This window comes from Actinoplanes sp. NPDC049802, assembly GCF_040656595.1.
In the GTDB taxonomy this organism is placed as follows: Bacteria; Actinomycetota; Actinomycetes; order Mycobacteriales; family Micromonosporaceae; genus Actinoplanes.
The window spans coordinates 1-23,027 of record NZ_JBFAMR010000099.1 but is presented as its reverse complement, the minus strand read 5'-3'; the positions used below and the strand labels follow the sequence as shown (position 1 = coordinate 23,027).

The following is a 23,027-nucleotide window of genomic DNA, read 5'->3' as shown; positions in this document are numbered from 1 at the left end:
CATGGGTCCTTCGCAAGAACCATGATCACGCAAGGGCTGCCCTCGTGATCGACCTGGGTCACATCGACGAACCCCGGCAGGTTAAACGGCAAGCTAAGGTCGGCGTCGTTCATGGTGAGGGCGGCGATGCGGGTCAGCGGTTGAGCGAACAGGGCGAGCAGCAGCGCGACCGCACGGTCCCGCTGGAAGAAGGATTTGGCGGGGTCGACCAGGTCGCGCAGCAGTTGGAGACGGTGCGTCTGGGTGATCGTCTCGTGGGCTGCGCTCTGGTGGTAGGGCAGGTGCAGGTGGCGGGGCATGGTGCCGTTCTTGGTGGACCAGACGACGAAGGCTCGGCTGCCTTGCCGGCGGGAGCACGCCGATGCCGTCGATGTCGAAGGTTGACCTGTTCGCGGCGATCCGACGGGACTCCCGCGCCGGCTTGTCCGTGCGGGCGCTGGCCCGCAAACATCAGCTGAGCCGCGCTCGAAGGTGTCCCGGTCGGCAAGATCCGCACTTTCCGGACGAGAGGTCCGAGGTGACGTCTGCGGTGGTCAGGGTTGTGAGGGCGGTGTCGACCTGGAGCGATTCGCCGGAGGAACGTACTGGGGGAATCGTCAGTGGTCGTAGAGCACTACGAAGGCGAGCGCGTGGTCCGGCGCCAAGTAGAGTGCGGTCCACTGCGCGCCCTGCGAGTACGTCTCAGCCCAAGCTTCGCTGTGCAGCCAGCGGGTGCCGTCCGGGACGAACGGGACCAGGGCGGGCCACATCTGGTTCGGTGTTTCGTACTCGTACTTTTCGGAGCCCGAGGGGATGACCGCCGGCACCGGGCGCCAGTCGTACCGGGTGGCCAGCGCTGTCGCATCCTCCGGACGTAGCCGGATGACACCCTGATAGCGCCAATCCGTCGGCCCCGGTACCCGAGAGCAGGGATTGCCGGCGGCGCGGAGCTGCCAGTGGATCTCGGAGTAGTTGCCGATTCCGGGGATGTCCGCCTCGGTCCAGCGCCGGTCGGTGTGAACCGTTGCCTGGCTGGCGGCGATTTGCTCCGGACAGTCGGCTGTGCCGGCGTCGTCCTGCCACGTGCCGACCCCGGCGAGAAGCGACCCGACAACCGCCGCCGCGACCACGGTGCCGCCGAGCGCCGCCAAGAGGACCCGCCGCATCGCCGTACTCTAGCGAGAATCGCACCGCGTCCCGGCGCAGGGTCACAAGACGGACTGGCTCCGCCGGCCGAACCTGGGAGTCCACTCGGGATGCGGCCGGCCGTCGAGGTGCCGCGCGCGGCGAGCGGTCATATCTGCGCGTCCGTCCAGCTCACCGGCGGGCACCGGTGGCCGCTGCAGGTTCTACCGGTCGGCCGTGCCGCGTGTCACCAATGTCAGCATGTCGGCGGCTGCCTGTCGCATCTGCTCGTTGAGGTGGCCGGAGCCGGCGACGCCCGCCCGTGCCGCGGCCTGCGCCGCGCCGAGATCGCTGGGATGCCCGCGGATCTCCCAGCGCGTGTGCAGCAGGCCGGCGAGCACGGTGTTGCGTACGCCGGTGTCCTCGTCCCGGAAATGGCGGTTGACGGCCGTCAGCCGGTCGATGGCCTCGTCCAGGTCGGTAGGGTCGTCACTGATCGGGAAGCGGCGGGCCAGCGCCACCGCCAGCGACGTCTCCCAGTCCCACTGCTCGTCGCCGTCGGCGGAGCCCAAGCTCACCGCCTCACGCCATATCCTGACCGCCTCTGACAGAGCCGCCGGGTCGTCGCCCGCAAAGGCTTGACGTTCGCAGGCGTCGGCCAGGTCGGCAAGGATGTCCGCACGGGCCCGTGGATTGTGTTCGGCGACCGCGGCGTGCCGGAGCGCCCGCAGCGCCAGGTTCAGGTCTGCGGCCTCCTCGTACGCGTCGAACCGATCGATCAACGCGTCGGCGTACCCCCGCCAGTGGATGACCGTGTCGCCGGCCGGCGCGGCCAGCACAGCGTTCGCCCCGGCAGCGACCGCCTCGTCGATGTCACGGCGCTGCCGTCGATCGTGGAACCGTTCGGTCAGTCGGCTGCGCAGTACGCCGGAGGCCAACGACAGCCAGCCGGGCGGGGCCTCCGCGACCGTGGTCCTGGCCAGTTCGATCGCCTCGTCGACATCGGGTTGCCGGTGCACCGCGTCGAGCCGGTCGAGGGTGTTCGTGGTGGGTGGCGGCGTCGGCGGCGGCAACTCGCCGGCGAGGCTGCGGCCGAGGGCCTCGATGCGTCCCGCGAGGACCGGATCGACGGCGGCGACAGCGGTGAGATCCGAGCGCAGGTCGAGCCTCTGGATCCAGAGCACGCTGCGCGCCCGTTCGAGGTGATGCACGGCGGTGTCAGGATCGCCGACGTCCAGGGCGGCGGCGACCGCGTCCGAGGCCAGCCCGCGGGCGGCGGTCAGAGCGCGTTCCCGGGTGGGCCGGCTCGTTCCCAGGTAGGGCATGCTGGTGTGCAGATCGACGGCGACGGTGAAGGCCCGTGCCGCCTCGGCCTGGTCATCGGTTTCCCGGGCCAGTTCGCACCACAGCTTGGCGGCTTCCAGCCGGAGACCGGCTGACGCCGTGGTGCTGTGCGCGGCGTCGCTGAGATGACCGATCGCGGCGCGGGCGTCGTCCGGCCGCTTGTCCCGCCGGTAGCGGTCGGCGAGCATCGTGCCGGTGGTCCAGCGCCGGCCGTGCTCAGCGCCATCGAGCAGCGGCACCGCGCGTACGGCCAGATCGATGGCCTCGTCGAGGCTGTCGTCGTCGCCGAGGTAGCTATAGCGATCGGCGAGAGCCACCGCGAGATCGATCATCTCCACGCCGGCGCGCACGCTGCCGCCCGGCCGCGCCTGGAACATGGCGAGTGCGGTACGGGCGCGGCTGACCGATTCTTGCAGGTCAGTCGGATGGCGCCGCCGCCGGAAGCGGGCCCGGTGCAGGATGCCGAGGTTGGCCTCGGCGCTCGCGGCGAGCTCGCTGCCGGGGCGGGCCGCGGCGACCGCCGCCCGCTGCAGGCGGATCGCCTCCTCGAGATCGGACATCTGTCCGGTGCGCTCGTATCGCAGCCACAGTGCCTGGGCGACGTTCATCTCGAACGCGGGGCGCTGGCCGTGATCGTCCGCGGCGATCGCTGCGGCACGACGGCTCACGTCGATGGCTTCGGCGAGGTCGGCCAGGTCGTGGACATGGCGGTAGCGGCTCAGCAGGGCGATGGACAGGTTCGCCAGCGCGTTCTCGTTGCGGCCCTCGGCGGCGGCGTCGGCGCGGCGCAGGGTGCGGATGGCCTCGTCGAGGTGGGCCAGCACGCCGGTCCGGCCGTACCAGACGAGCTGTGTGCTGCCCAGCGAGCCCAGTGCGATGGTCCGGTCGGTATCGGTGGCGAGCTCGACGGTGTCGTGTGCGGCGATGAGGGCGGCTTGGATGTCCGGGGCGTCACCGGTCTCCTTGGCGTGGTGCCGCAGCGCCGTGACCAGGTCGATTCGCAGGGCGACCCGATCCGGTCCGGTCACCGTCTCCACTGTCTGGGTCAGGGCCGTCGCGGCGCGCAGCGCCGCGCCCCGGCGCTCGCTTTCCAGCAGTCTGCGGGCGGCCCACTGCACCGCCGGGGCGCCCTCGGCGGTTCCGGACAACCGCAGGGCTTCCTCCACGCCCTCGGCCAGCGAGTCCGCGTCGCCGGTCGCCTCGAAGTGCTCGCGGGCGCGCTGGTAGCGGCCGATCGCCGGGGCCGGATCCGCCGGTTCCGCGGCACGGTTGCCACGGTCGGCGCTGACCATGCCGACTGCGGAGGGTCTGTTCCGCTCGTCCAGGTCTTCCGGCCACTGATCGGGATCGGTCATACGTCGGCGGGGCTGTCCAGCTCGGCTCGCGTCCTCCTCCGGCTGTCGGCGAGATATGGGTGATCGATACGCAGGCTGATGGAGTCGGTCACGCCGGCCGGCCGCTCCAGCCGGGACCGGGTCGCTTCCAGGCGGTGGACGAGGTCGGGATGCGCGGCGCGCAGATGGTTGAGGTCGGCCCGGACGTCAAGCACCTGTCCCCAGATCACCGCGCGGCTGTTCTCCAGCAGCACCACCGTGTTTCCCGGCGTGCCGGACGCGGCGAGATGGGCGGCGGCCGCGTCGGCGGCGATGTCGACGGTGGCGGTCAGCAGATCCTCACGGCCGGCCCGGTCGACGCCGTGCCAGGCCAGCACCGAGATCAGGTCGGCGGCCTCGGTGTACGCCCTGGCCGCCCAGCCCCAGTCGTCTCGGCTGGCAGCGCTCGTCGCCAGTGCCCGCAGCGCCTCGAACCGGGTGGCCGCCGGTGCGGTCGGCACCTGCCCCGCGTCCCACCAGGCGTTGACGGCGTCGGCGAGGTCGGACGCGGCGCCGAACCGCTCGAATCGCAGCATCAAGCAGTTGCCCAGGCTGGCGAGGATCGGTGCGCGGGACGGATGGTCGGCGGGAAGCCGGTCGAGGATCGCTCGGCACAGGTCGACGGCTTCCGCCAGGTCGGCGTCGTCGCCGGTCGCCGCGGAACGCAGTCGGAGCGCCGTGGCGAGGTTCGCCTGCGACGGGACGGCACGCTGCGGCTCGGGTGCCGCAGCGGCCTTGCGGCCCGCGGTGATCGCCTGGTCCAGATCGGCCGGATCGTGGCTCCTGGCGTACCTCATGCGCAGGGCGACTCCCAGATTGCTCTGCGCCGTCACCTGGTCGGGGTGGTCGTCCGGCAAGGCCTGCGCGGCGGCGCGGGCGATCGTCACCGCGCGATCGAGATCGGAGATCGCGAGGGTACGGGCGGCCCGCATCGCCAGTGCGTTGCTCAGGGCGGTGAGCCGTGCCCCGAGCATCGGATCCCGCCCGGAGGTGCGCGACACGGCCGTTTCCGCGTGCTCGATGGCCTCGTCGAGATCGGCCGGAGCGCCGCGCCGGCTGTAACGCAGCCGCAGCACGTCGCTGAGGTTCCCCAGCCGGGCCGCATGGTCACCGGAGGTACGGCTCGGCGCGCCGGCAGCGGTGCGGGCCGCGGCCACGGCGTTGTCGAGATCGGCGAGGTCACCGGTGACCTCGTACCGGGCGACGAGCGCGCTGAGCAAGGCGGTCAGGGCCGGACCCGCCTCCTGCGCCGGGCCATCGGTCCGAGTCGTGATCTCGACGGCCGCCGTCGCCACGCTGACCGCCTCGTCGAACCGGGTGGTATCGGGGTCGTGCCGGTGCCGGGCCCGCAGCGCGGTGCTGAGGTTGGTCAGCACCGCCACGCGTGCGGGACTCGTCTCGTCGAGAAGATCCGCTGCCTCGCGGGCCGCGCCGATCGCCGCGTCGGCGTCGGCGACCGCGCCGCGATGCTCGAAACGCAGCCGGGCCGCCACCGCCAGATTCGACAGCGCCGCGGCCCGGTTGGGGTGTCCGGGCTCGGTCGCGTCGACGGCGTTGCGGGACGCTTCGACGGCTCGGTCCAGTGCGGTGAGGTCGCCGGTCTGCTCGAACCGGCCGCGCAACGCCAGAGCGAGGTTGTTCCACATCAACGGCCGGCCGGGGTCGCCGGCCGCGGCGTGGGCCAGTGCGCGCCGTCCGGCCTGGATCGCGGCGTCGGCGTCGGCGAGGTCGCCTCGGCGGGAGTGCCGTTGCTGCAGGACCGCGGCCAGGTTGCTGAGGTGACCGGCGAGGTACGGATCGCCGGCCGGAGTGGCGTCGACGGCCTCCAGCGCGATCTCGACCGCCTCGTCGAGCACACCGGCGTCACCTGTCAGATCGGCGAGGGTGCGCAGCGCGGCACCGAGATTCGACAGGGTTCCGGCCCGGCGCGGGTCGTCTTCGGGGGTGCGGCGCGCCACGTCGCGCATCAGGCTGATGGCCTCGTCGAGGTCTTCCCGGTCACCGTGGCGCTCGAAGCGCATCCCGAGCCCGGCGGCCAGGTTGGCCAGGTGCTCCGGCCGGTCGCCGGCCGTCTCCCGCAGCACCTCGATGGCCTCGTCGAGCGCTCGGGCGTCGCTGGTGCCCAACGCCATCCGTAGTTGCCACGCGGCGCGGTCGGCGGGGCTCGCCGACGCCGGTGGGCCGTCGGTGGCCAGGGTGTCCCGCAGTTCGTCGGGGACGGCGCCGGGTTGTTCCCGTGCCACGATCGCGAACAGTTCGACCGCGAGGTAGAGCGCGGCCATGTCCGTGTTGTTCGAGGCCAGGAAGCGGTACCAGTGCAGCCAGGCGGCGGCATGGTGGGCGGACAGATCGGCGCCGGGGGCAGCCGACGGCCCCCGTGCGGCCGCCAGCGAGGCGTCGGCCTCCCGGACCGCGGCGGGATCGAGCACCAGCGCGAAGTCGGAACTCTCGCTGAACGCGTGCAGCCGGCTGCGGAGGGCGTCGAGTGGGCTCCCGGCTCCGGGCGGCGCGGTGTCGCCCACGGTGATGTGGACGGTCCGTGGCGTGCCGGGTCCGGTCCACGGGACACGGACGAACGCCATCGCGTCGCCGGGACGCTGGGCGGTGTGCCACTCATGGCCGAACTCGTCGATCGCGACCATGATCGGCACGTCCGGCACCGGCGCGAACAGGATCCCCAGGCTGTCTTGCTCGGGCAGCACTCGCGCCGTGACAGCGGAGCCGAGCATCTGACGCGCCTCGGCCGGCAGGTCGAGAACGATCATGTCAGCGGCTGACGGGCCGCCGGCCCCACGGGCGCCGGCCAGCACCAGCGGGGCGGCGAAGCGCCGCGGGCCGGGATCCGGGGCAGCGGTCCGCCGGCGGACGTCCGGCCGGCCCGGCCCGGCGAGGTGGAGGCGGCCGCCGGACAGACGCCAGGTGCGGGCGTGCGGCGGCGCCTCGACGGCGACGGCCGTGCCGGGGGCGGCGGGGCTGCCGGTGAAGCTCGTCAGGCCGGGATCGTCGACCGCGCGCAGGTACGGCAGGAACTGTTGCCGCACCTGCTCCGGATCTTGACCCCTCACCGTGGCCACCCGGCGCAGCGCATCGTCGAGCAGCCGCAGTCCCCGGGCCGCCAGCGGGAGCCCGCACCGCGTCGCGGTCCGCAGCGCCGTCCCGGCCTGCTGCCAGGAGCCGGCGCTGTAAAGGCATGCCCAGGCGTGCAGCAGGTGGGCGTCGAACAGGCGCGGCCATCGCTCGATCATCCGCCGTGACCAGTCTTCCAGGCGTGGGTCGCCGACGCTGAGCAGGTGATATCCGGCCGCGGCGGCGAGGGCGGCGTCGTCCGGCAAGGATGTCAGCGCCTGTTCGGCCAGGACGGCGGCGTGGACCGGATCGCCCTCGTCGAGGAAACCCAGCAATACGTGGGCTTCGCGGGAGGCCGGCTCCAGCCGGCGGCCGTCGACGAACCGCATCGCGGTGCCCGCTGGCGCGGCCGCACACTGTGGGAGGTCATCGCCGGTCGCCCACTGCAGGATCACGTTCTCGCCGGCGGCCGCGGTGTACTCGACCTTCAGGTCGGTGCCCGACGCCCGCAGAACATCACCGTCGACCGGCTCGAAGGAGGGGTCCGGCCGCCACACCGCGATCCAGCCGCTGCCCGTCTGCTGCGGCGCCGTGACCTCGGCGGGACCGCGTACCAGGTGCGCGATGCTTGTCTCACCGGGTGTGCCGTCGACCTGCAGGACCGCACTGAGCGGCTTTTCCCGCGGCACGAACCCGCGCACCAGGTAGACACCCGGGCCGGGGAGGTCCACCGCGGTCAAGTCGGCGGCTCGCAGGACGCCGGTCGCGACGACGTCGAGATTCGCGTCGGACACGTCGAAGACGCCCACGACCGAGCCGTCGGCTTCCGACTCCGGCCCCATCACCAACGCAATCATGATCGGTCCGGGAATCGGGGGCGGATCGTGAACGGCAGGATCGCGTTCGGTGTGTCGATCTGGCGGTAGATCGCGTCCCCGGTGAACCGGCTGTCCGGCGGGTATCCGGCGTCGATCTCGTAGAGGCCCGCGGGAAGGTGCCCACCGCCGGCCTCGAAGACCCGCACCGCGGAGACCACGCCCGGGGCGATCATCGCCCGGGCGGTGACCCGCTCGGGCAGGGGTGCCCCGGGCGGCTCGCACCCGATCCGGAACGGCACCAGCGGCGCCCCTGCCAGCGAGTGCAGCACGCCCTGGCCCGCCCACTGGCCCTCGATGCGAACCGCCTGGGTCGCCTCGCCGACCCGCTCCCAGTCCAGGATGTCCGGCAGGCACATCGCGAGGCTGCTGGCGGTGACCACCCACTGGCCACCCCTACGGCGGGCGCCGAGCCCTTTCAGGGCCGCGATCAACCCTTCGGTGTACGGGGTGACCGCACCGTCGTCGCCGAAAGCCGGGTGGCCCATCGCGGTGGAGAAGAAGACCGGGGCATCGATCACATCGAGCGGCCCGTCCGGTTCCGGGACGTCCACCAGCGGTTTCGGCCGGGAGCCGCTCAGCGCCAGGTCCGGTGGCACCTCGCGGCAGGCGTCGACGAAGTACGCCTGCAGTCGCGGACCGGTCAGGTGCATCCTGGCCCGGATCACGCCGAGGTCCACGCTGTTGGCCAGCACCAGCTCCGGGTCCTCGCCCAGGTCCTCCAGCAGCAGAAGCTGATCGCCGTGCCGCCAGCCGTGCCCGCAGAAGTAGAAGATCGCCACGTTGTCGCGGTCGGTTTCGCACCGGCTCAGCCAGCGGCGGAAGGCGGCGCTGAAGTTGTCGTGGACCGCGTTCTCCACCTCGACCGCAGCACCACCCGGCGCGCGCACCTTCACCGGATGCGGCGCCGAGATCAGCACCTCGACCGTGCCGATCGGCGGATCGCCCGGCTGGCGCGGCACGGTGAGCAACCACTCCGCGATCTCCCGCGCCGACGGCTCCGGGACGGTCACCTGGCCGAGATCGTCGAGAAGCCGGCGCGCCGGACCGATGCCGCGGCCCTTTCCGACGTACGGGTAATGGGCCACCCCGACCACGAAGGCGTGCACTCTCGGGCCGTCGCCCGTGTCCACCTCGATCTCGGTCAAGCCAGCGCCTCCCCGACGCGGGCCGCCAGCCGCTTGTGGAACATCGGCTGCCGGAAGTACGCGGTGTGCGCCCAGGGCTCCTCGGACGGGTAGTCGTACTCCACCGGTCCGGCGAAGACCGGATCAGCCCGGTACGCGAGAACGTCCGCCGGGTCGACCACGTTGATCCAGTGCCGTACCTTCTCCGGGGCGGTCACCCGTGGCGGCACCTGGTCGGCCGGCGGCGTCCGGTCGCTGGCCCGGAACAACGACAGCTCCTCGAAGAGCCCGACCTGCGAACCGACCGTGACGAACACGTCCACCTCCAGGTCGGGCCGGAAATGGCTGAGGATGTCGTAGACGATGTTGCCGCCCATGCTGTGCGCGACGATGACCAGCGGCCCGTCCTGACTTGCCCGGTCCAGGTCGGCGCAGACCAGCTCGACGATCTCGCCGGGCTGCTCGCGGGTGCCACGCGTCGTCAGGTACTCGAAGACGTCGCCGATCAGCAGCGACACGTTCTCGCTGCCCAGTCGGCGCAGCGCGGACGCGGCGAGCTTGGCCGGCAGTCCGAGCTCCTGCTGCCGGAACCGGCGCAGACCGGCGGCCAGCACCCGGCGGCCGAGCCCTCTGAACCGTCCCTGGCGGCCCAGCCGCTCACGGTCGCCGCCGCCGCGATCGGCGTGGCCGGCCAGCCGGTCGAGGTCGTCCAGCACCTGGGCGTCGTCGCGCTGGGCGGCCTCGTCGCCGGCCGCCGGGGCGGTGCCGTCGCCGCACCCGTCGGCCAGCGCCACCGCGTAGTCGGCCAGATCCTCGATCTCGGCGGCGGAGCGGCCCCGCAGATCGGCGACGGTGAACAGGAAGTCGACGGCGTCGGCCGGGGCCAGCCCGGCCAGTGACCGGCCCGGGACACCGCCGACGGCGCTGTAGAGGTCGGCCAGCTCGCCCACGTCCGCGCCGAGCTTCTCGCGCCTGCCACGCGGCAGCGAGGCGTGCTTCCACCGCAGGTGAGCGCCGATGTCGCCCCACATCGGATTGCGGATCTCGGTCCCGGCGAGGGCCGGCAGGGCCCGGGCGATCAGGAACCGCTCGAACAACGCGTCGCGCAGTGCGACGGTCTCCGTGTAAGCCCCCTTCCCCGTCCGGTTGCCGATGCCGTGCACGAAGACCAGACCCATGCACCCTCCCCAGAGGCCCACGACAGATGCATCATTATCTGACGTCGAAACCGGATGGTCCTCCCCCGAACGTAGTGTCGAACGAGCCCTCGCGCCAAAGCCGAACCACAGGTTGGATGGATGCATGACCTCTGAGCTCGCCGGCCCGCTCGGCCCGGACATCGACCGCCGGATGGCGCTGGCCCGCGAGTGGGACGAGCTGGTCGAGCAGGTGCGCGGTCTCGAAGGTTTCGAGGACTTTCTCCGCCCGCCACGGCTGGAGAGTCTGCTGCCGGCGGCCGAGGGCGGCCCCGTGGTGATCCTCAACGTCAGCCGCTGGCGCTGTGACGCCCTCATCGTCGAGCCGTCCGGCGTGCGCGCCGTCGCGCTGCCGGACCTGACCCACCAGGGCGTCACCGACCAGGTGAACGGCTATCTGGGCGCGGTGCAGACCTACGAGACCGAGACGCAGATCTACCAGCAGGCCGATCACGAGTTCGCGGTCGGTGACCGAGGCCCGCTGGCGATGGTCGCGCTGGGCGAGGCCACCGCTCGATGGGGCCAGGCCGGCGAGCGGCTGGAGACGGCGCTGCGCGACTGCCTGCGGTGGATGTGGGACACCTTCGCCGAGCGGATCATGACCGAGTTGGCGCTGACGCCGGTCCCGGAGCCCGGCTCGTTGCCGCGGATCTGGTGGTGCCCGACGGGCGCGCTGACCCTGCTGCCGATCCACGCGGCCGGCCGGCACGACCAGGACGGGAAATCCGTGCTGGATCTGGCGGTGTCCTCGTACACCCCGACACTGCGCGCTCTGGTCGCGGCCCGCCGCGCACCCCGCGCCGCGCCCGGCCGGATGCTGTTCGTCGGTCTGACCGAGACCCCGGGCCGGCGGCGCCTGCCGAACGTCGCCGCCGAGGCCGACCTGATCCGTGACCTCGTGCCCACCGGCCGCCGCGCGATGCTGCTCGAGCAGGGCGCCACCCGCGACCGGGTGCTGGACATGCTGGACGGGCACCCGTGGGCGCACTTCAGCTGCCACGGCGACCAGAACCTGGCCGACCCGTCGCACGGCGGCCTGGCCCTCTACGACGGGATGCTGACCGTCGCCGACATCTCCACCCGCCGCTTCCACGGTGAGCTGGCGTTCCTGTCCGGGTGCAAGACCGCGGTCGGCGGCTCCGAGTTGACGGACGAGGCGATCACCCTGGCCGCCGCGCTTCACTACACCGGTTACCGGCACGTCATCGCGACCCTGTGGTCGGTCGCCGACCGGCACGCGGCGCAGGTGACCGCCGACGTGTACCGGGGCCTGATCCGCGACGGGGAGTTCGACGCGGATCCCGCCGCCCGCGCCCTGCACGAGGCGGTGCAGAACCTGCGGCGCGACAACCGGGACCGGCCCAGCCTGTGGACCCCGTTCGCCCACACCGGCCCCTGACACGCGCGGTGCCACCGACGCCGGCCGGCACGTGACTCACCGCTCGGACGGGCGCCGGGCGCGGGCCTCGCGCCGGCGGTCGGCGTCGAGAGCATCCCGGATCTCGGCGAGACGTGCGGCCCACCCGGGTCGCGCGGTGCGCAGCGCGTCGACGTCGGCGCGCCGGTCCAGCATCTGATTCCAGAGCACGGTGCGGCCCTGCTCCAGCAGGGCGACAGCCCGTTCCGGCTCGTCGGCCTGAAGGCCGGTGGCCGCGGCGCTCGCGGCCAGTCCCTGCCACCGGCGCAAGTGCCGGTGCTGGGCGGTGGCGTCCAGACCGTGCCAGGCGACCAGGGTGAGCAACTCGATCGCGGCGGACATGCCGGCGACCGCCTCCGGAAGATCACTGGCCGTACGGGACCAGTCGCCCCACGCGGTGGCGGCGAGCGCGCGGCTGGTGGAGGAGGCGACCGGGTCACGCGCCGCCGCCCGCCGGTAGGAGACGGCGAGACGGCGCTCAGCGGGATCGTCGCGGTACGCGGCCCGGACCCAGTGGGCTCGGCCCAGCTCCGTCAGCGGGCCGGCACGCTCCCGGTGCTCGGACGGCAGACGCTGCCGGGCCTGCTCGGCCAGTTGGATCGCCCGGTCCGCGGCGGTGGGCGAGCCCAGCTCGGTGGCCACCGTTCTCATCAGGACGGACAGGTTGAGCGCGTACATCGGCCAGTCCGGATCGTCGTCCGGGGTGGCCGTGAGCGCCTCGTCCAGCAGCGCGCCGCCCCGGGCCAGGTCGGCCCGGTCGCGCGTCACCTCGAACGTCTCGAAGTGGGCCAGCCCGAGGTTGTTGAGCATGCCCCGGCGTTCGTACGCGTCCGGGGCGGTGTCGCGCAGGCAGTGGGTGCCTGCCTCGACGGCCCGGGCCAGGTCGGCCGGGTCGGCGCTGACCTCGTACCCGACCCGCAGGGCCACCGCCAGGTTCGACACCATCCGGGCGAGGTCGGGGTCGTCGTCGGCGGCTACGGCAACCGCCTGCTCACCGAGGTCGACGGCCTGTTCGATGTCGGCGGGCCGGCCCAGGCGTTCGTAGCGCAGGCGCAGGGCGTAGCCGAGATTCGACAGCCGCTGAGCTTGCCGGCGATGCCCGGCCGGTGTCGCCTCCACGGACCCGCGGCCGGCCTCGATGGCCTCGTCCAAGTCCCGCTCGCGGCCGAGGTGCTCGAAGGACATCCGCAGCGCGTTGCACAACCGGGACAGGTGCACCGCCGCCGGCGCACTACCGGTCTCGCAGGCCGCCAGGTCGGCTCGACTGCGCGCGATCGCCGCGTCGAGATGGGTGAGGTCGCCGGTTTCGAGGTAACGCAGCTGCAGCGCGGCGGCGGGCGCAACGGCCATCGTCACCTCCGCCTTCCGGTTTCCGGGACCGACGCTGTTTCCGGCCCTGCTTCCAGGATGAAACCGTTCTCCGCCTACCAGGGTGCCTGCGATGTCAAGATGCCCATCGTCACCGCCGCCGGCTCGCGGCCGGGGCCGGTATCGGGTCGCACGTGCCCCACGGGCACGGCGACATCGGCCGGTTTTCGTCTCGTCGGCGGCGCCCCGCGCCGTTGTGATCTTCTCGCTAAGCATGTCGTGGTGGGCGGCCGATGAGAGTGATGTGTGGGTGGCGGGGGCAGCCGCGGCCCCTGACCTGGAGGACCCTGTCGATGGCCGAGGCCCGGCTGCCACAGCGTGGCAGTAGTCCGATCGCCCGGTGGTTCGCCGATCTGCCGGTCGCCGTGAAGATCTTCACGGCTGTCGGTGTGGTCGCGGTCGCGGCGGCTGTCGCCGGGGTGCTGGCGATCAGCAGCCTGGCGGCCGTCTTTCGCGGTAGTGAGGCGATCGTCGAGGACAACCTGGTCCCGGTCGTGAAGCTCGCCAAGGTTCGTGCCTCGGCGCTGGGCGTACGGGTGGCGATCCGGGATGTTGCTCTGCTGTCGGACAAGGACCAGGCGGTGGCCAAGCTGAAGGCCGCCGACGAGGCGCTGGCCGAGGCGCTGGCCGCGTACCGTCCGGTGGCCGCCGACCCGGCGGCGATCGACTCGTTCAGCACCCGGTGGCAGGAGTACACCGCCCTCCGTGACGAACGGCAGGTTCCGGCGGCCCGGGCCAACGACTACGAGGCGTTCCAGGCACTCGCCGGCAGCACGTTGACGCCGCTGGTGACGGCGGCGCTGGCTGATCTGCAGAAGTCGTCCGACGCCGAGCAGGCGGAGGCCGACCAGCGGATAGCCGATGCCGGTGGTCGATATCGCAGCGCCCGTACCCTGCTGATCGTCGTGCTGGTGGCGGGGGTGCTGGTCGGCGGGCTTGCCGCCGCCTACACGGTGGGACGCATCGTACGGCCGCTGCGGCAGGTCAGCGGCGTGTTGTCGGGCCTGGCCGACGGTGATCTGACCCGCAGCACGGCGATCGCGAGCCGGGACGAGATCGGGCAGATGAGCCGCGCCCTGGACACCGCGGTGCAGCGGCTGCGCCAGACGATCACCACGATCGGCGGTTCCGCGCTCACCCTGGCGGGCGCGTCCGGAGAGCTGTCGACGGTGAGTGCGCGGTTGCAGACCGCGGCGGCGGACACCGCCACGCGGGCGGTGTCGGCGTCGCGCGCCTCGGAGGAGGTCAACAGCGGCGTGCAGACGATCGCCGCGGGCGCTGAACAGATGTCCGCGTCCATCGCGGAGATCGCTTCCAGCGCGGGGCAGGCGGCGGAGGTGGCGCATCGGGGGATGTCCGTGGCGCAGCGCACCACCGCGCAGGTCGCTGATCTGGGTGCTGCCAGTGTGGAGATCGGTGAGGTGGTCAAGCTGATCACCAGTATCGCCGAGCAGACGAACCTGCTGGCGCTCAACGCCACCATCGAGGCCGCGCGTGCCGGCGAGCTGGGGAAGGGCTTCGCGGTGGTCGCCGGGGAGGTCAAGGAGCTGTCCCAGCAGACGGCCCGGGCCACCGAGGAGATCACCGCGCGGATCAACGCGATTCAGACGTCGAGCCACTCCGCGGCCGAAGCGATCGGCGAGATCACCGAGGTGATCCAGCAGATCGGGGACTTCACCACCACGATCGCCTCGGCTGTCGAGGAGCAGACCGCCACCACCCAGGAGATGAGCCGCTCGGTGGCCCGGACCGCCGGCAACAGCGGTGAGGTCGCCGTCACGGTCTCCGACGTCGCGCAAGGCACCAACTCGACCGCGGACGGTGCACGGTCCACCCAGCAGGCCGCCGTGGACCTGACCCGGTTGTCCGGGGAGCTGAGTGCGCTCGTCGGCAGCTTCCGCCACTGAAACCTGCTGGGCACCGGCACCGGCACCGGAAAGACCATGCTCGTCCGGATCTTGATGCGTACCCGCACCCGGGGCCGCCGCGGAGGCAGGACCGGGTCAGCCCCTCGGCCCGGCGGCCGAAGCCCGGTCGGCGGCCCGGCGTGCGCGGGAGCGCCGCACCGCCGCGGCCACACCGTTGATGGCCGCGGCGTTGATCAGTGCCCCCACCACGACGCACAGGACGAGCCACCAGAAACCCTGCACGATGTTGAGCACCGGGATCGTCAGGAGCACCCCCGGCATGGTCAGCGGGAGCAGAATGATCTCCGGCATGCTGTAGGTGGGGCCTGCCGACTGCGCCTGCTCGATCACCTCGGACACCGCGATGTAGGTCGTGACCACAGCGACCAGCGCCAGGTAGATCCGCGAGACCCAGGTCCCGACAAGCCAGCGAGCGATTCTCATGGCGATCATGGTGCCACCTCGACGCCATGATCCTCGGGCCGGCGAGGGCGGTGCCGGCGGTGTGTCCTCGCCGCGTCTCTGTCGCCTGTTTCAGCGCCGATCGGATGCGACGGTGCGGTGCGGGGCGCCGAACCAGCGGGCGAGGTGGTGGTTCAGGTCCTGCTGGTCGTCGCCGAGCCAGGCGATGTGGCCGTCCGGGCGCAGCAGGACGGCCGGGGCGTCCAGGTCCGCGGTGGGGTCGGCGAGGTGGTCGACCCGGTCGTACCAGCCGGCGGTGCTCAGTCGTTCGGTGCGGTCCAGCAGCAGTCCGCGGCCGTGGTGCAGCAGGTCGTAGAGGCGGCCGTCTTTGACGGCGATGTCGGGTTGGCGGCGGCCGAGCAGATCGGGGCCGGGGCCGAAGTCGTAGCGGATGCCGATGGCGGTGATCTTCTCCATCAGGTGGCGGTTCACCTGGTCGATGTCCATCAGTTCGGTGAGCAGCCGGCGGACGGCCCGCGCGCCCGGCGTGTCGGACAGCAGTTCCATCTGGGCACGGGTGTTGTCCAGGACGTCCGCGCCGACCGGGTGGCGTTCGGTGTGGTACGTGTCCAGCAGGGTGCCGGGGGCCCAGCCGCGGATCTGGGCGGCCAGTTTCCAGCCGAGGTTGACGGCGTCCTGGAGGCCCAGGTTGAGGCCTTGCCCGCCGATGGGTGGGTGGATGTGTGCGGCGTCGCCGGCGAGCAGGACCCGTCCGGTCCGGTAGCGCTCGGCCTGCCGGGTGGCGTCGCCGAAACGGGACAGCCAGCGCGGCGAATGGATGCCGAAGTCGGTGCCGGCGATCGTACGCAAATGGTGTCGGAGATCGTCGAGAGTGGGTGGCTGGGTGCGGTCGCTGACCCCGGCGACGGGCAGGATGAGCCGGTAGAACTCGGGACCGACGGGGGTGAGGGTGAACCGCCGCTCGGTTTCGCGGAGGCCGGCGACCGTGGCGGCGATCTCGTGCGCGGGCACGCCGGCCCGCACTTCGGCCATGAGCGTCTCGTTCTGCGAGGGTACGCCGGGGAAGCCGACGCCGAGCAGCCCGCGGATCGTGCTGCGCCCGCCGTCGCAGCCGGCGAGATAGCGGCAGCGCAGCCGTTCGCCGGTGCCGAGTTCGACGGTCACGCCGTCGTCGTCCTGGCGCAGGCCGGTGACCGCGCAGCCGCGCCGGATCCGTGCGCCGAGGGCGGTCGCGTGCTGCTGGAGCTGGTCGACGACGACCGGCTGAGGGATGCCGAGCAGGTAGGCGTACGCGGAGCCGAGGCCGGTGGGCGCGGGTTTGTCGATGGCGGCGAAGAAGCCGGCGGCGGGGCGCCGTCGTCCGTGCGGCAGGAGCCGGTCGAGCAGGCCGCGCATGGCCATCAGTTCGAGGCTGCGGATGTGCAGGCCGACGATGCGCGCCGACGATGCGGGTTCGGTTTCCTTTTCCAGGACCATGACCGGTACGCCGTGCAGGCGCAGTTCGGCGGCGAGCATGGCGCCGGTGGGCCCGCCACCGGCGATGATCACGTCGGTGGTGGTCGGGGAGAATCGCATGGCAGTGCCTTTCGGGAGTGCCTCGACGGGCGCTCCCGGCGACGGCTGCGTCAGTCGCCCGGCCGTGACGGGATGGGGAGCACCCACGGCGTTGCAGCGTTCATGGGTCTCACCTCCTCTGCCTGTGTCACGGACACGTGCAAGTTACCACCGTGGCGCCGGCCCGTGTCGGCGCCACGGCGCGGCCGGGCCGGTTGCCCGCGGTCATGGGCGGGTGGCCGGCACACCGGCCTTCTCGGCCGGCGCCGGGGCGGGCCGGCGCCGGTGCAGCAGGACGGCGGTGACCACACCGGCGACCAGCCCCCAGAAGGCGGCGCCGATGCCGGCGATCGTCATGCCGGAGGCGGTGACCACGAACGTCACCACGGCGGCTTCGCGTCCGTGCGGCTCGGTGACGGCGCCGGCCAGCGACGACCCGAGCGCCGGGATCAGGGCGAGGCCGGCGACGGCGATGACCAGCACCGGCGGTGACAGCAGGACCAGCGCGGTGGCGAGCCCGGCGCCGAGCCCCAGGGCGAGTTGCCCGCAGCCGAGGGCGACGGTGGCGGTCCACCGGCGGCCCGGGTCGGGGTGGGTGTCGGGCCGGCGGTCAGCGCGGCGGTGATCGCGGCCAGGTTCAGCGCGTGCCCGCCGAACGGGGCGGCCACCGCGGTCGCCGCGCCGCTGGCCACGAGCACGCGGCGCAGCGGCACCGGGTAGCCGTAGGTGGCCATGACGGCCATTCCGGGAACGTTCTGTGCCGCCATCGTGACCAGGAACAGCGGCACCGCCAGGCTGACCAGGGCGGTCGGGTTCAGCTCGGGCACGGTGAACACCAGCGCCGGGCGCAGCGGCGCGCTCGACAGGTCGCCGTCGACGCCGTGGACGGCGATCGCGGCGATGGCGGCGGCCAGCGCGCCGGGCACCGCCCACTGCCGCGCGAACCGCATCAGCAGCAGCCACGTGAGCACGACCGGGATCGCCAGGGCGGGCACGTCGATGACGGCCCGCACCGGCGCCGTGCACAGGTTGAGGATGACGCCGGCGAGCATGGCCGCGGCGATCGGGCGCGGGATCGCGTCGATCGCCCGCGCCAGCCACGGCACCAGCCCGGCCAGCACGATCAGCACGCCGCAGACGGCGAAGGCGCCGACGGCGGCCGGGAATCCGCCCGGGACCGTGCCGGTGGCCACCAGCAGGGCGGCGCCGGGCGTGGACCAGGCGATGCTGATCGGCATCCGGTGGCGCACGCTCAGCCCGATGGCCAGCACGGCGATGCCGGTGCAGAGCACGAGCAGCCCGGACGCGGCCTGCCGGGGGCCGGCCCCGACGGCCTGCAGCCCGGCGAGCACGACGGCGAACGAGCTGGCGTAGCCGACGACGGCGCTGACCAGGCCGGCCAGCACCGGCTGGGCGGTGTCCCACCGCGGCATCCCCACCATCGCCTCCCCCGGCCACCGGCGCGTTCCGTAAACGGAACGAGTTGTCGAGTGCCAAACTAGCCGCATGGACGGGGAGCGGACAAGCGAAGCCGGCCGGGCGGTCGGGCAGCGTGTCCGCCGGCTGCGGCTGGAGCGGGGCACGTCGCTGTCGGCGCTGGCCCGGGCCGCCGGCATCGGAAAGGCCACCCTGTCCGGCCTGGAGCACGGCACCCGCAACGCCACCCTGGAGACGCTGCACGCGGTGGCGGGGGTGCTCGGCGTACCGGTCACCACCCTGCTGCTGGAGCCGGGCGCCCCGCCCGAGCAGATGGCCGAGGTGCAGGGGTCGGCGGTCACGCCGACGCTGATCGAGGTGTTCCGCGAGCCGGGCGTCACCTTCGAACTTCTCCACCTTCGGGTACGCCCGGGCGTGTCGCAACGGTCGCCGGCACACGCGCCCGGCGTCACCGAGCACCTCACCGCCGTCACCGGTGTCCTGCGTGTCGGCCGCGCCGAGGAGCCCGTGATCGTACGCCCCGGCGAACACCACTCCTGGCGTGCCGACGCCGCCCACATCTACGAGGCGCTGGGTGACGAGCAGGCCACCGCCGTGCTGCTGATCCGCTCGCCGGGCGCCCCCTGACGGGCCGGCGCCACCACCGAACCCGGACACCTGCCGCTCCTGAGCGGCGTCACGTCGCCGGACGGGGCCTCGTTCGCCGGTACGCCGGCGACCCCGCCGGCCGCGGCGTGCTCAGCGCGATGCGGCCGCCGCGCTGAGCACCTGTACGAGCTGCGCCGTGCTGGGCACCCGCCCGGAGAGCACCACCTGCTCGTCGACGACCAGGCCCGGCGTGTTCATCACCCCGTAGCCCAGAATGCCGGGGTAGTCGGTGACGGCGCTGATCCGCGCGTCCAGACCGAGTTCGGTCAGCGCTTCGCGGGTGCGGGCCTCCAGCGTGTGGCAGTTCGCGCAGCCGGAACCGAGAATCTTGATGTCCATGACGGTCGCTCCTACAGAATTGCGTTGAACAGATAGCCGGTGATCAGGATCGCGGTGGCCACGACACCGGTGAACGTGGCGAGCAGCTGGGGTTTCAGGACGCGGCGCAGCAGGATCAGCTCGGGCAGGCTCAGCGCGACGACGCTCATCATGAACGCCAGGACGGTGCCCATCGCGACGCCCTTGGCGTGCAGCGCCTCGACCAGCGGCAGCACCCCGGCGGCGTTGGAGTACAGCGGCACTCCGAGCAGCACCGCGACCAGCGGGGCGAAGGGGTTGCCGGCGCCGGCCCAGCGGGCGAAGAAGTCCGCCGGCACCCAGCCGTGGATCACGGCGCCGAGCCCGATCCCGGCGAGCAGGTACGGCCAGGTCTTGCGCAGGATCTTGCCGACCTCCTCGCGGCCCAGCGCGATCCGGTCGTCCCACGACAGCCGCTGCCCCGGTGCCACCGGCACGCCGCGCAGGGTGGTGGCGTACACGAACGGCTCCACCCAGTGTGGCGGGCAGATCCGGCCCAGCACGTATCCGGCGACCGTGGCGATCACCAGCCCGGACCCGACGTACAGGGCGGCGATCTTGAAGCCGAACATGCCGTAGAGCAGCACCACCGCCACCTCGTTGATCAGCGGGCTGGCGATCAGGAACGACAGCGTCACCCCCAGCGGCACCCCGGCGGCGACGAACCCGATGAACGCCGGCACCGCCGAACACGAGCAGAACGGCGTCGCGATCCCCAGCCCGGCCGCCGCCACGTTGGCCACCCCCTCACGGCGGCCGCCCAGCAGGGCCCGGGTCCGTTCCAGACTCAGGAACGAGCGCGCGACCGTGACCACGAAGATGATCCCGGCCAGCAGCAGCACGATCTTCACCGTGTCGGCCAGGAAGAAGTGCACTCCGCTGCCCAGGCGCGAGTCCGCGTCCAGGCCGGCGACCCGGTACACCAGCAGATCCCACAACGGCGTGTTGCCGAGGTACGCCAGCAGCCAGGCGCCGGCCACGGCGGCGACCACCGTCACCCGGCGCGACCCGCGCCGGCCCGGGGATGCTTCCAGCGCGCTCATCGCGTACCCACCGGCCGTCCGGCGACGGGCAGCGCCGCACGCAACCGGGCGCCGGCGTCCTCGGTCAGGGTGTAGTCGATCCAGCGGCCGCGCCGGCTGGACCGGACCAGGCCCGCCTCGCGCAGCACCTTCAAGTGGTAGGACAGCAGATTGCCCGGCACCGCGGCGATCGGCTGCAGATCGCACACACACCGGGTGCCGCCGTCGGCCAGCGCCGCCAGCAGTCGCCACCGCACCGGGTCCGCGACCACCGCGAGCAACTGCGACGCTTCAACCCCGCTTGCTTCAAGCCTGATTGAACTGTCCATGTCGCCAGCCTCACGCCGCCGGCCCGGCGACGGTCAGAGCCCAACGGCCCCACCCGCCGGACCACCGTCCCGTACCGCCCGAGAACGGTTCGCGTCGAACCCGTGCCGTCGCCTTCCGCCGCGGGCACCTACTGTTTCGCCGTGGACCTGGACGAGTATCAGCGTGGCGCCCTGCGTACCGCCGCTTCGCGGGACAAGAAGAACGAGCTGTTGCATCTGGTGCTCGGCCTGGTCGGTGAGTCCGGCGAGGTGGCGGAGAAGTTCAAGAAATGGGTACGCGATCTCGACAGTGACGAGACGCGCATCGACCGCGCCGACATCGCCAAGGAACTCGGTGACTTGCTCTGGTACGTCGCGGTGCTCGCCGACTACCTGGACCTGTCGCTGGACGACATCGGGGCCGCCAACCTGGCCAAGCTCGCGAGCCGCCAGACCCGGGGCGTGCTGGGCGGCAGCGGCGACGACCGCTGACCGGCAGGCCGGCGGCGCGGTGGCCGGCCGCCCGCGCCGGTGATCCGCAGACCCGTCCGCCCGTTCCCGCTCGCGGTGCAACCTTTCGCGCCGCTGGCGAGTAGAAGGGGTGATCAATGAGACGGGAGGCGTGGTGGTCCGTTCCGACTGGGAAGACCAGTTCGTCGAATATTTCCGGGTACGGGCGCAACCGCTGCGCCGGCTCGCCTATGCGCTGTGCGGGGACTGGCACACCGCCGAGGACCTCGTGCAGCTGACCTTCGTCCGGCTCTACCGGCGCTGGCCGCGGCTGCGCGACGAGTCGGTGGACGCCTACGCCCGCAAGGTGGTGGTCAACGCGTTCCTGACCCACCGGCGTGACCGGCGTCGCGAGGCGCTGATGGCCGCGCCACCCGAGCGGGTGGCCGGCGGCGCCGACCCGGCCGAGAGGCTGGCGGTCCATCAGGCGCTGGCCGGCCTGGCGCCCCGGCAGCGGGCCGCGGTGGTGCTGCGCTATCTGGAGGATCTGCCGGTCGCCGAGGTCGCCGTCCTGCTCGGCATCACCGAGGGGACGGTCAAGAGCCAGACCGCACGAGCCATTCAATCCATGCGTACGGCGTTGCACGGCGCCGCGCTCACCAGGGAGTAGCCCATGCACGAGGCTGACATGCATCAAGCGCTCAAGACGTACGCCACCGACGGCGAACCGCCGTTGGCCCTGACCGCCGCCGGTGTCCTGACCGCGGGCCGCCGTTCGCGCCGCAACCGGCGGCTGGCCGGTGTCGCGGGCGCCGGGCTCGCCATCGTGCTCGCCGGGCTGGCCGGTTTCGTGGTCCACGACAACGCCACTCCGGGCCGGCGGACGCCGGTGGCCGGCCCGGAGTTCGGCGCGGCCGGACCCTGCCCCTTTCCGCCGGGCGCCCGTCCCCCCGGGACGATCGCGGCCGACGAACCGCTGTCACCGGAGCTGGCCGACTGGGCCGCCACCAAGGTCACCTGCTATCTCAACGAGGAACTGCCGCGCCTGCTGCCGTCCGCGCGGTTCGCCCCGATGCCCGGCGTGCCGGCCGGCGCGCTGATCGCGTTCAGTCACGGCGGTGAGCCCCCGTGGGGCAACCGGGTGGACGCGCTGGCCCTGATCCGCGACGCCGCGGGCACCGGCGACCTGACGGTGATGGTCGGTGTGGCGGACCGGTCGGCGGGCGCCGAGGCCGCGGACGCGTGCCGGCGCACGCAGGTGGGCGAGTGCACCGTGCGCAACGGCCCGGACGGGGTGACCGTGACCGTGGGCACCGAGGCCGACGGCACCCCGGCCGACCTGCCGCGCACCTGCGTCGTGCGGGTCTACCGGGGACACAGCGAGATCTACGTCCAGGTCTCCAGCACCGATCAGCAGGCGGTCGACGGCGGCGCCCCGCGCAAGACCCGCCCGGAGCCGGTCCTCACCGAGGACCAGGCCGTCCAGCTGGCCCTCTCCCCCGAGCTGTTCCTGTTCCCCTGAGTGTGCCGTTCCCTCCGGGAGCGACTGTCTGTCGACACGTCAACCCTGGGCCGACGCGGCACCCGCGTCGCGGGCGAGAGCGTCCGTATGACCATGTCCCGGACGGAGCCCGTGGTCTTCTTTGTCCGGCTGGCCGCAAGTGACGTTTCAGGGCTGGGAAGGCGGCCCTGACCCTGCTGGCCAAATCGCCCGCCCCGCCCGCCTGCACGCCCGCTCGGCGGGCGGGGCGCACAGCGCACCGACGGTGTGCCGCCGAGCCCCGCTGTGACACTCGTGAGCGACCACGCCAGGCCCACGTGCCTGCCGAATCGCTCAGCCCCGTCTGCCCGCCGGGCGGGCGCCCACAGCACACCAACGGTACGTCCTGGCGCCCCGGCGTCCTGGCGTCCTGGCGTCCTGGCGTCCTGGCGTCCTGGCGTCCGGTGGGCGGAGGTCGGAGGGCCGGTGTGCAGGGCGATGTGTGCTCGGAGAACGTGACACCCGTAGTGGGTGTGACGACACCCGTTGCGGGTGTCACGTCTGCGGAACA

The 23,027-nt window shown here is 72.6% G+C and carries 17 protein-coding genes and 2 pseudogenes; 6 read left to right on the top strand and 13 right to left on the bottom strand.

Annotated features, from left to right (window positions below; genetic code table 11):
* The 6 genes and pseudogenes from AB0I88_RS37280 to AB0I88_RS37255 form a co-directional block, all read right to left on the bottom strand.
* A pseudogene (locus AB0I88_RS37280) lies at positions 1–299 on the bottom strand (hypothetical protein); the annotation flags it as partial.
* A gap of 297 nt (positions 300–596) precedes the next feature.
* On the bottom strand, positions 597–1,145 hold the full coding sequence (locus tag AB0I88_RS37275) for a hypothetical protein (protein WP_361036142.1): 549 nt from the start codon (positions 1,143–1,145) through the stop codon (positions 597–599).
* Between the two features lie 183 nt (positions 1,146–1,328).
* The gene (locus AB0I88_RS37270; RefSeq protein WP_361036139.1) at positions 1,329–3,803 is read right to left on the bottom strand and encodes a hypothetical protein; all 2,475 of its coding nucleotides are present in this window, start codon (positions 3,801–3,803) and stop codon (positions 1,329–1,331) included.
* Positions 3,800–7,744, bottom strand: coding sequence for a hypothetical protein (locus tag AB0I88_RS37265; protein WP_361036136.1), 3,945 nt, complete (start codon positions 7,742–7,744; stop codon positions 3,800–3,802). The genes AB0I88_RS37270 and AB0I88_RS37265 overlap by 4 nt, the downstream gene beginning before the upstream one ends.
* On the bottom strand, positions 7,741–8,910 hold the full coding sequence (locus AB0I88_RS37260; protein WP_361036133.1) for a caspase family protein: 1,170 nt from the start codon (positions 8,908–8,910) through the stop codon (positions 7,741–7,743). The genes AB0I88_RS37265 and AB0I88_RS37260 overlap by 4 nt, the downstream gene beginning before the upstream one ends.
* Positions 8,907–10,067 (bottom strand): hypothetical protein, encoded by a 1,161-nt coding sequence (locus tag AB0I88_RS37255; RefSeq protein WP_361036130.1) that lies wholly within the window; start codon positions 10,065–10,067, stop codon positions 8,907–8,909. The genes AB0I88_RS37260 and AB0I88_RS37255 overlap by 4 nt, the downstream gene beginning before the upstream one ends.
* 124 nt (positions 10,068–10,191) lie before the next feature.
* Here AB0I88_RS37255 and AB0I88_RS37250 point away from each other — a divergent pair, with 124 nt between their 5' ends.
* Positions 10,192–11,484 carry a CHAT domain-containing protein gene (locus AB0I88_RS37250; RefSeq protein WP_361036127.1) on the top strand — a complete coding sequence of 431 codons (1,293 nt, stop codon included), beginning with the start codon at positions 10,192–10,194 and terminating at the stop codon, positions 11,482–11,484.
* Between the two features lie 36 nt (positions 11,485–11,520).
* Here the strand turns inward: AB0I88_RS37250 and AB0I88_RS37245 are convergent, their stop codons facing one another.
* Entirely contained in the window at positions 11,521–12,852 is a 1,332-nt protein-coding gene (locus tag AB0I88_RS37245) for a hypothetical protein (protein WP_361036124.1), read from the bottom strand.
* A 311-nt stretch (positions 12,853–13,163) separates the two neighbouring features.
* Here AB0I88_RS37245 and AB0I88_RS37240 point away from each other — a divergent pair, with 311 nt between their 5' ends.
* On the top strand, positions 13,164–14,777 hold the full coding sequence (locus AB0I88_RS37240; RefSeq protein WP_361036121.1) for a methyl-accepting chemotaxis protein: 1,614 nt from the start codon (positions 13,164–13,166) through the stop codon (positions 14,775–14,777).
* 96 nt (positions 14,778–14,873) lie between these two features.
* Here AB0I88_RS37240 and AB0I88_RS37235 read toward each other — a convergent pair whose 3' ends face one another.
* From AB0I88_RS37235 to AB0I88_RS37225, 3 genes and pseudogenes are all read right to left on the bottom strand, one after another.
* A complete protein-coding gene (locus AB0I88_RS37235; protein ID WP_361036118.1) occupies positions 14,874–15,221 on the bottom strand; it encodes a hypothetical protein in 348 nt (115 codons plus the stop codon).
* Between the two features lie 90 nt (positions 15,222–15,311).
* Positions 15,312–16,775, bottom strand: coding sequence for an FAD-dependent monooxygenase (locus AB0I88_RS37230; protein WP_361036115.1), 1,464 nt, complete (start codon positions 16,773–16,775; stop codon positions 15,312–15,314).
* A 204-nt stretch (positions 16,776–16,979) separates the two neighbouring features.
* Positions 16,980–18,187, bottom strand: a pseudogene (locus AB0I88_RS37225) (benzoate/H(+) symporter BenE family transporter).
* Between the two features lie 73 nt (positions 18,188–18,260).
* On the opposite strand from AB0I88_RS37225, the gene AB0I88_RS37220 reads away from it, so the two are divergent.
* The gene (locus tag AB0I88_RS37220; RefSeq protein WP_361036112.1) at positions 18,261–18,818 is read left to right on the top strand and encodes an XRE family transcriptional regulator; all 558 of its coding nucleotides are present in this window, start codon (positions 18,261–18,263) and stop codon (positions 18,816–18,818) included.
* Between the two features lie 111 nt (positions 18,819–18,929).
* Here the strand turns inward: AB0I88_RS37220 and AB0I88_RS37215 are convergent, their stop codons facing one another.
* From AB0I88_RS37215 to AB0I88_RS37205, 3 genes are read right to left on the bottom strand one after another with little or no spacing between them, the layout of a single operon-like run.
* Positions 18,930–19,178: a thioredoxin family protein gene (locus AB0I88_RS37215; protein ID WP_361036109.1), complete on the bottom strand. Its 249-nt coding sequence runs from the start codon at positions 19,176–19,178 to the stop codon at positions 18,930–18,932.
* Between the two features lie 11 nt (positions 19,179–19,189).
* The gene (locus AB0I88_RS37210) at positions 19,190–20,239 is read right to left on the bottom strand and encodes a permease (RefSeq protein WP_361036106.1); all 1,050 of its coding nucleotides are present in this window, start codon (positions 20,237–20,239) and stop codon (positions 19,190–19,192) included.
* Positions 20,236–20,547 (bottom strand): metalloregulator ArsR/SmtB family transcription factor, encoded by a 312-nt coding sequence (locus AB0I88_RS37205; RefSeq protein WP_361036103.1) that lies wholly within the window; start codon positions 20,545–20,547, stop codon positions 20,236–20,238. The genes AB0I88_RS37210 and AB0I88_RS37205 overlap by 4 nt, the downstream gene beginning before the upstream one ends.
* 102 nt (positions 20,548–20,649) lie before the next feature.
* On the opposite strand from AB0I88_RS37205, the gene AB0I88_RS37200 reads away from it, so the two are divergent.
* The 3 genes from AB0I88_RS37200 to AB0I88_RS37190 all read left to right on the top strand — a co-directional run bounded on the left by AB0I88_RS37200 (position 20,650) and on the right by AB0I88_RS37190 (position 22,498).
* Entirely contained in the window at positions 20,650–21,018 is a 369-nt protein-coding gene (locus AB0I88_RS37200; RefSeq protein WP_361036100.1) for a nucleoside triphosphate pyrophosphohydrolase family protein, read from the top strand.
* A gap of 109 nt (positions 21,019–21,127) precedes the next feature.
* Entirely contained in the window at positions 21,128–21,646 is a 519-nt protein-coding gene (locus tag AB0I88_RS37195; RefSeq protein ID WP_361036097.1) for a SigE family RNA polymerase sigma factor, read from the top strand.
* Positions 21,647–21,649: 3 nt separating this feature from the next.
* Complete coding sequence (locus tag AB0I88_RS37190; protein ID WP_361036094.1) at positions 21,650–22,498, top strand: hypothetical protein; 849 nt, start codon at positions 21,650–21,652, stop codon at positions 22,496–22,498.
* Positions 22,499–23,027 lie beyond the last annotated feature (529 nt).

What these genes read in the sequence shown, in the direction of transcription:
- AB0I88_RS37265 (WP_361036136.1), bottom strand. Translation starts at nt 7,744, where the DNA reads ATGATTGCGTTGGTGATGGGGCCGGAGTCGGAAGCCGACGGCTCGGTC.
- AB0I88_RS37205 (WP_361036103.1), bottom strand. Translation starts at nt 20,547, where the DNA reads ATGGACAGTTCAATCAGGCTTGAAGCAAGCGGGGTTGAAGCGTCGCAG.
- AB0I88_RS37250 (WP_361036127.1), top strand. Translation starts at nt 10,192, where the DNA reads ATGACCTCTGAGCTCGCCGGCCCGCTCGGCCCGGACATCGACCGCCGG.
- AB0I88_RS37275 (WP_361036142.1), bottom strand. Translation starts at nt 1,145, where the DNA reads ATGCGGCGGGTCCTCTTGGCGGCGCTCGGCGGCACCGTGGTCGCGGCG.
- AB0I88_RS37230 (WP_361036115.1), bottom strand. Translation starts at nt 16,775, where the DNA reads ATGCGATTCTCCCCGACCACCACCGACGTGATCATCGCCGGTGGCGGG.
- AB0I88_RS37215 (WP_361036109.1), bottom strand. Translation starts at nt 19,178, where the DNA reads ATGGACATCAAGATTCTCGGTTCCGGCTGCGCGAACTGCCACACGCTG.
- AB0I88_RS37245 (WP_361036124.1), bottom strand. Translation starts at nt 12,852, where the DNA reads ATGGCCGTTGCGCCCGCCGCCGCGCTGCAGCTGCGTTACCTCGAAACC.
- AB0I88_RS37220 (WP_361036112.1), top strand. Translation starts at nt 18,261, where the DNA reads ATGGACGGGGAGCGGACAAGCGAAGCCGGCCGGGCGGTCGGGCAGCGT.
- AB0I88_RS37210 (WP_361036106.1), bottom strand. Translation starts at nt 20,239, where the DNA reads ATGAGCGCGCTGGAAGCATCCCCGGGCCGGCGCGGGTCGCGCCGGGTG.
- AB0I88_RS37270 (WP_361036139.1), bottom strand. Translation starts at nt 3,803, where the DNA reads ATGACCGATCCCGATCAGTGGCCGGAAGACCTGGACGAGCGGAACAGA.
- AB0I88_RS37190 (WP_361036094.1), top strand. Translation starts at nt 21,650, where the DNA reads ATGCACGAGGCTGACATGCATCAAGCGCTCAAGACGTACGCCACCGAC.
- AB0I88_RS37235 (WP_361036118.1), bottom strand. Translation starts at nt 15,221, where the DNA reads ATGAGAATCGCTCGCTGGCTTGTCGGGACCTGGGTCTCGCGGATCTAC.
- AB0I88_RS37255 (WP_361036130.1), bottom strand. Translation starts at nt 10,067, where the DNA reads ATGGGTCTGGTCTTCGTGCACGGCATCGGCAACCGGACGGGGAAGGGG.
- AB0I88_RS37240 (WP_361036121.1), top strand. Translation starts at nt 13,164, where the DNA reads ATGGCCGAGGCCCGGCTGCCACAGCGTGGCAGTAGTCCGATCGCCCGG.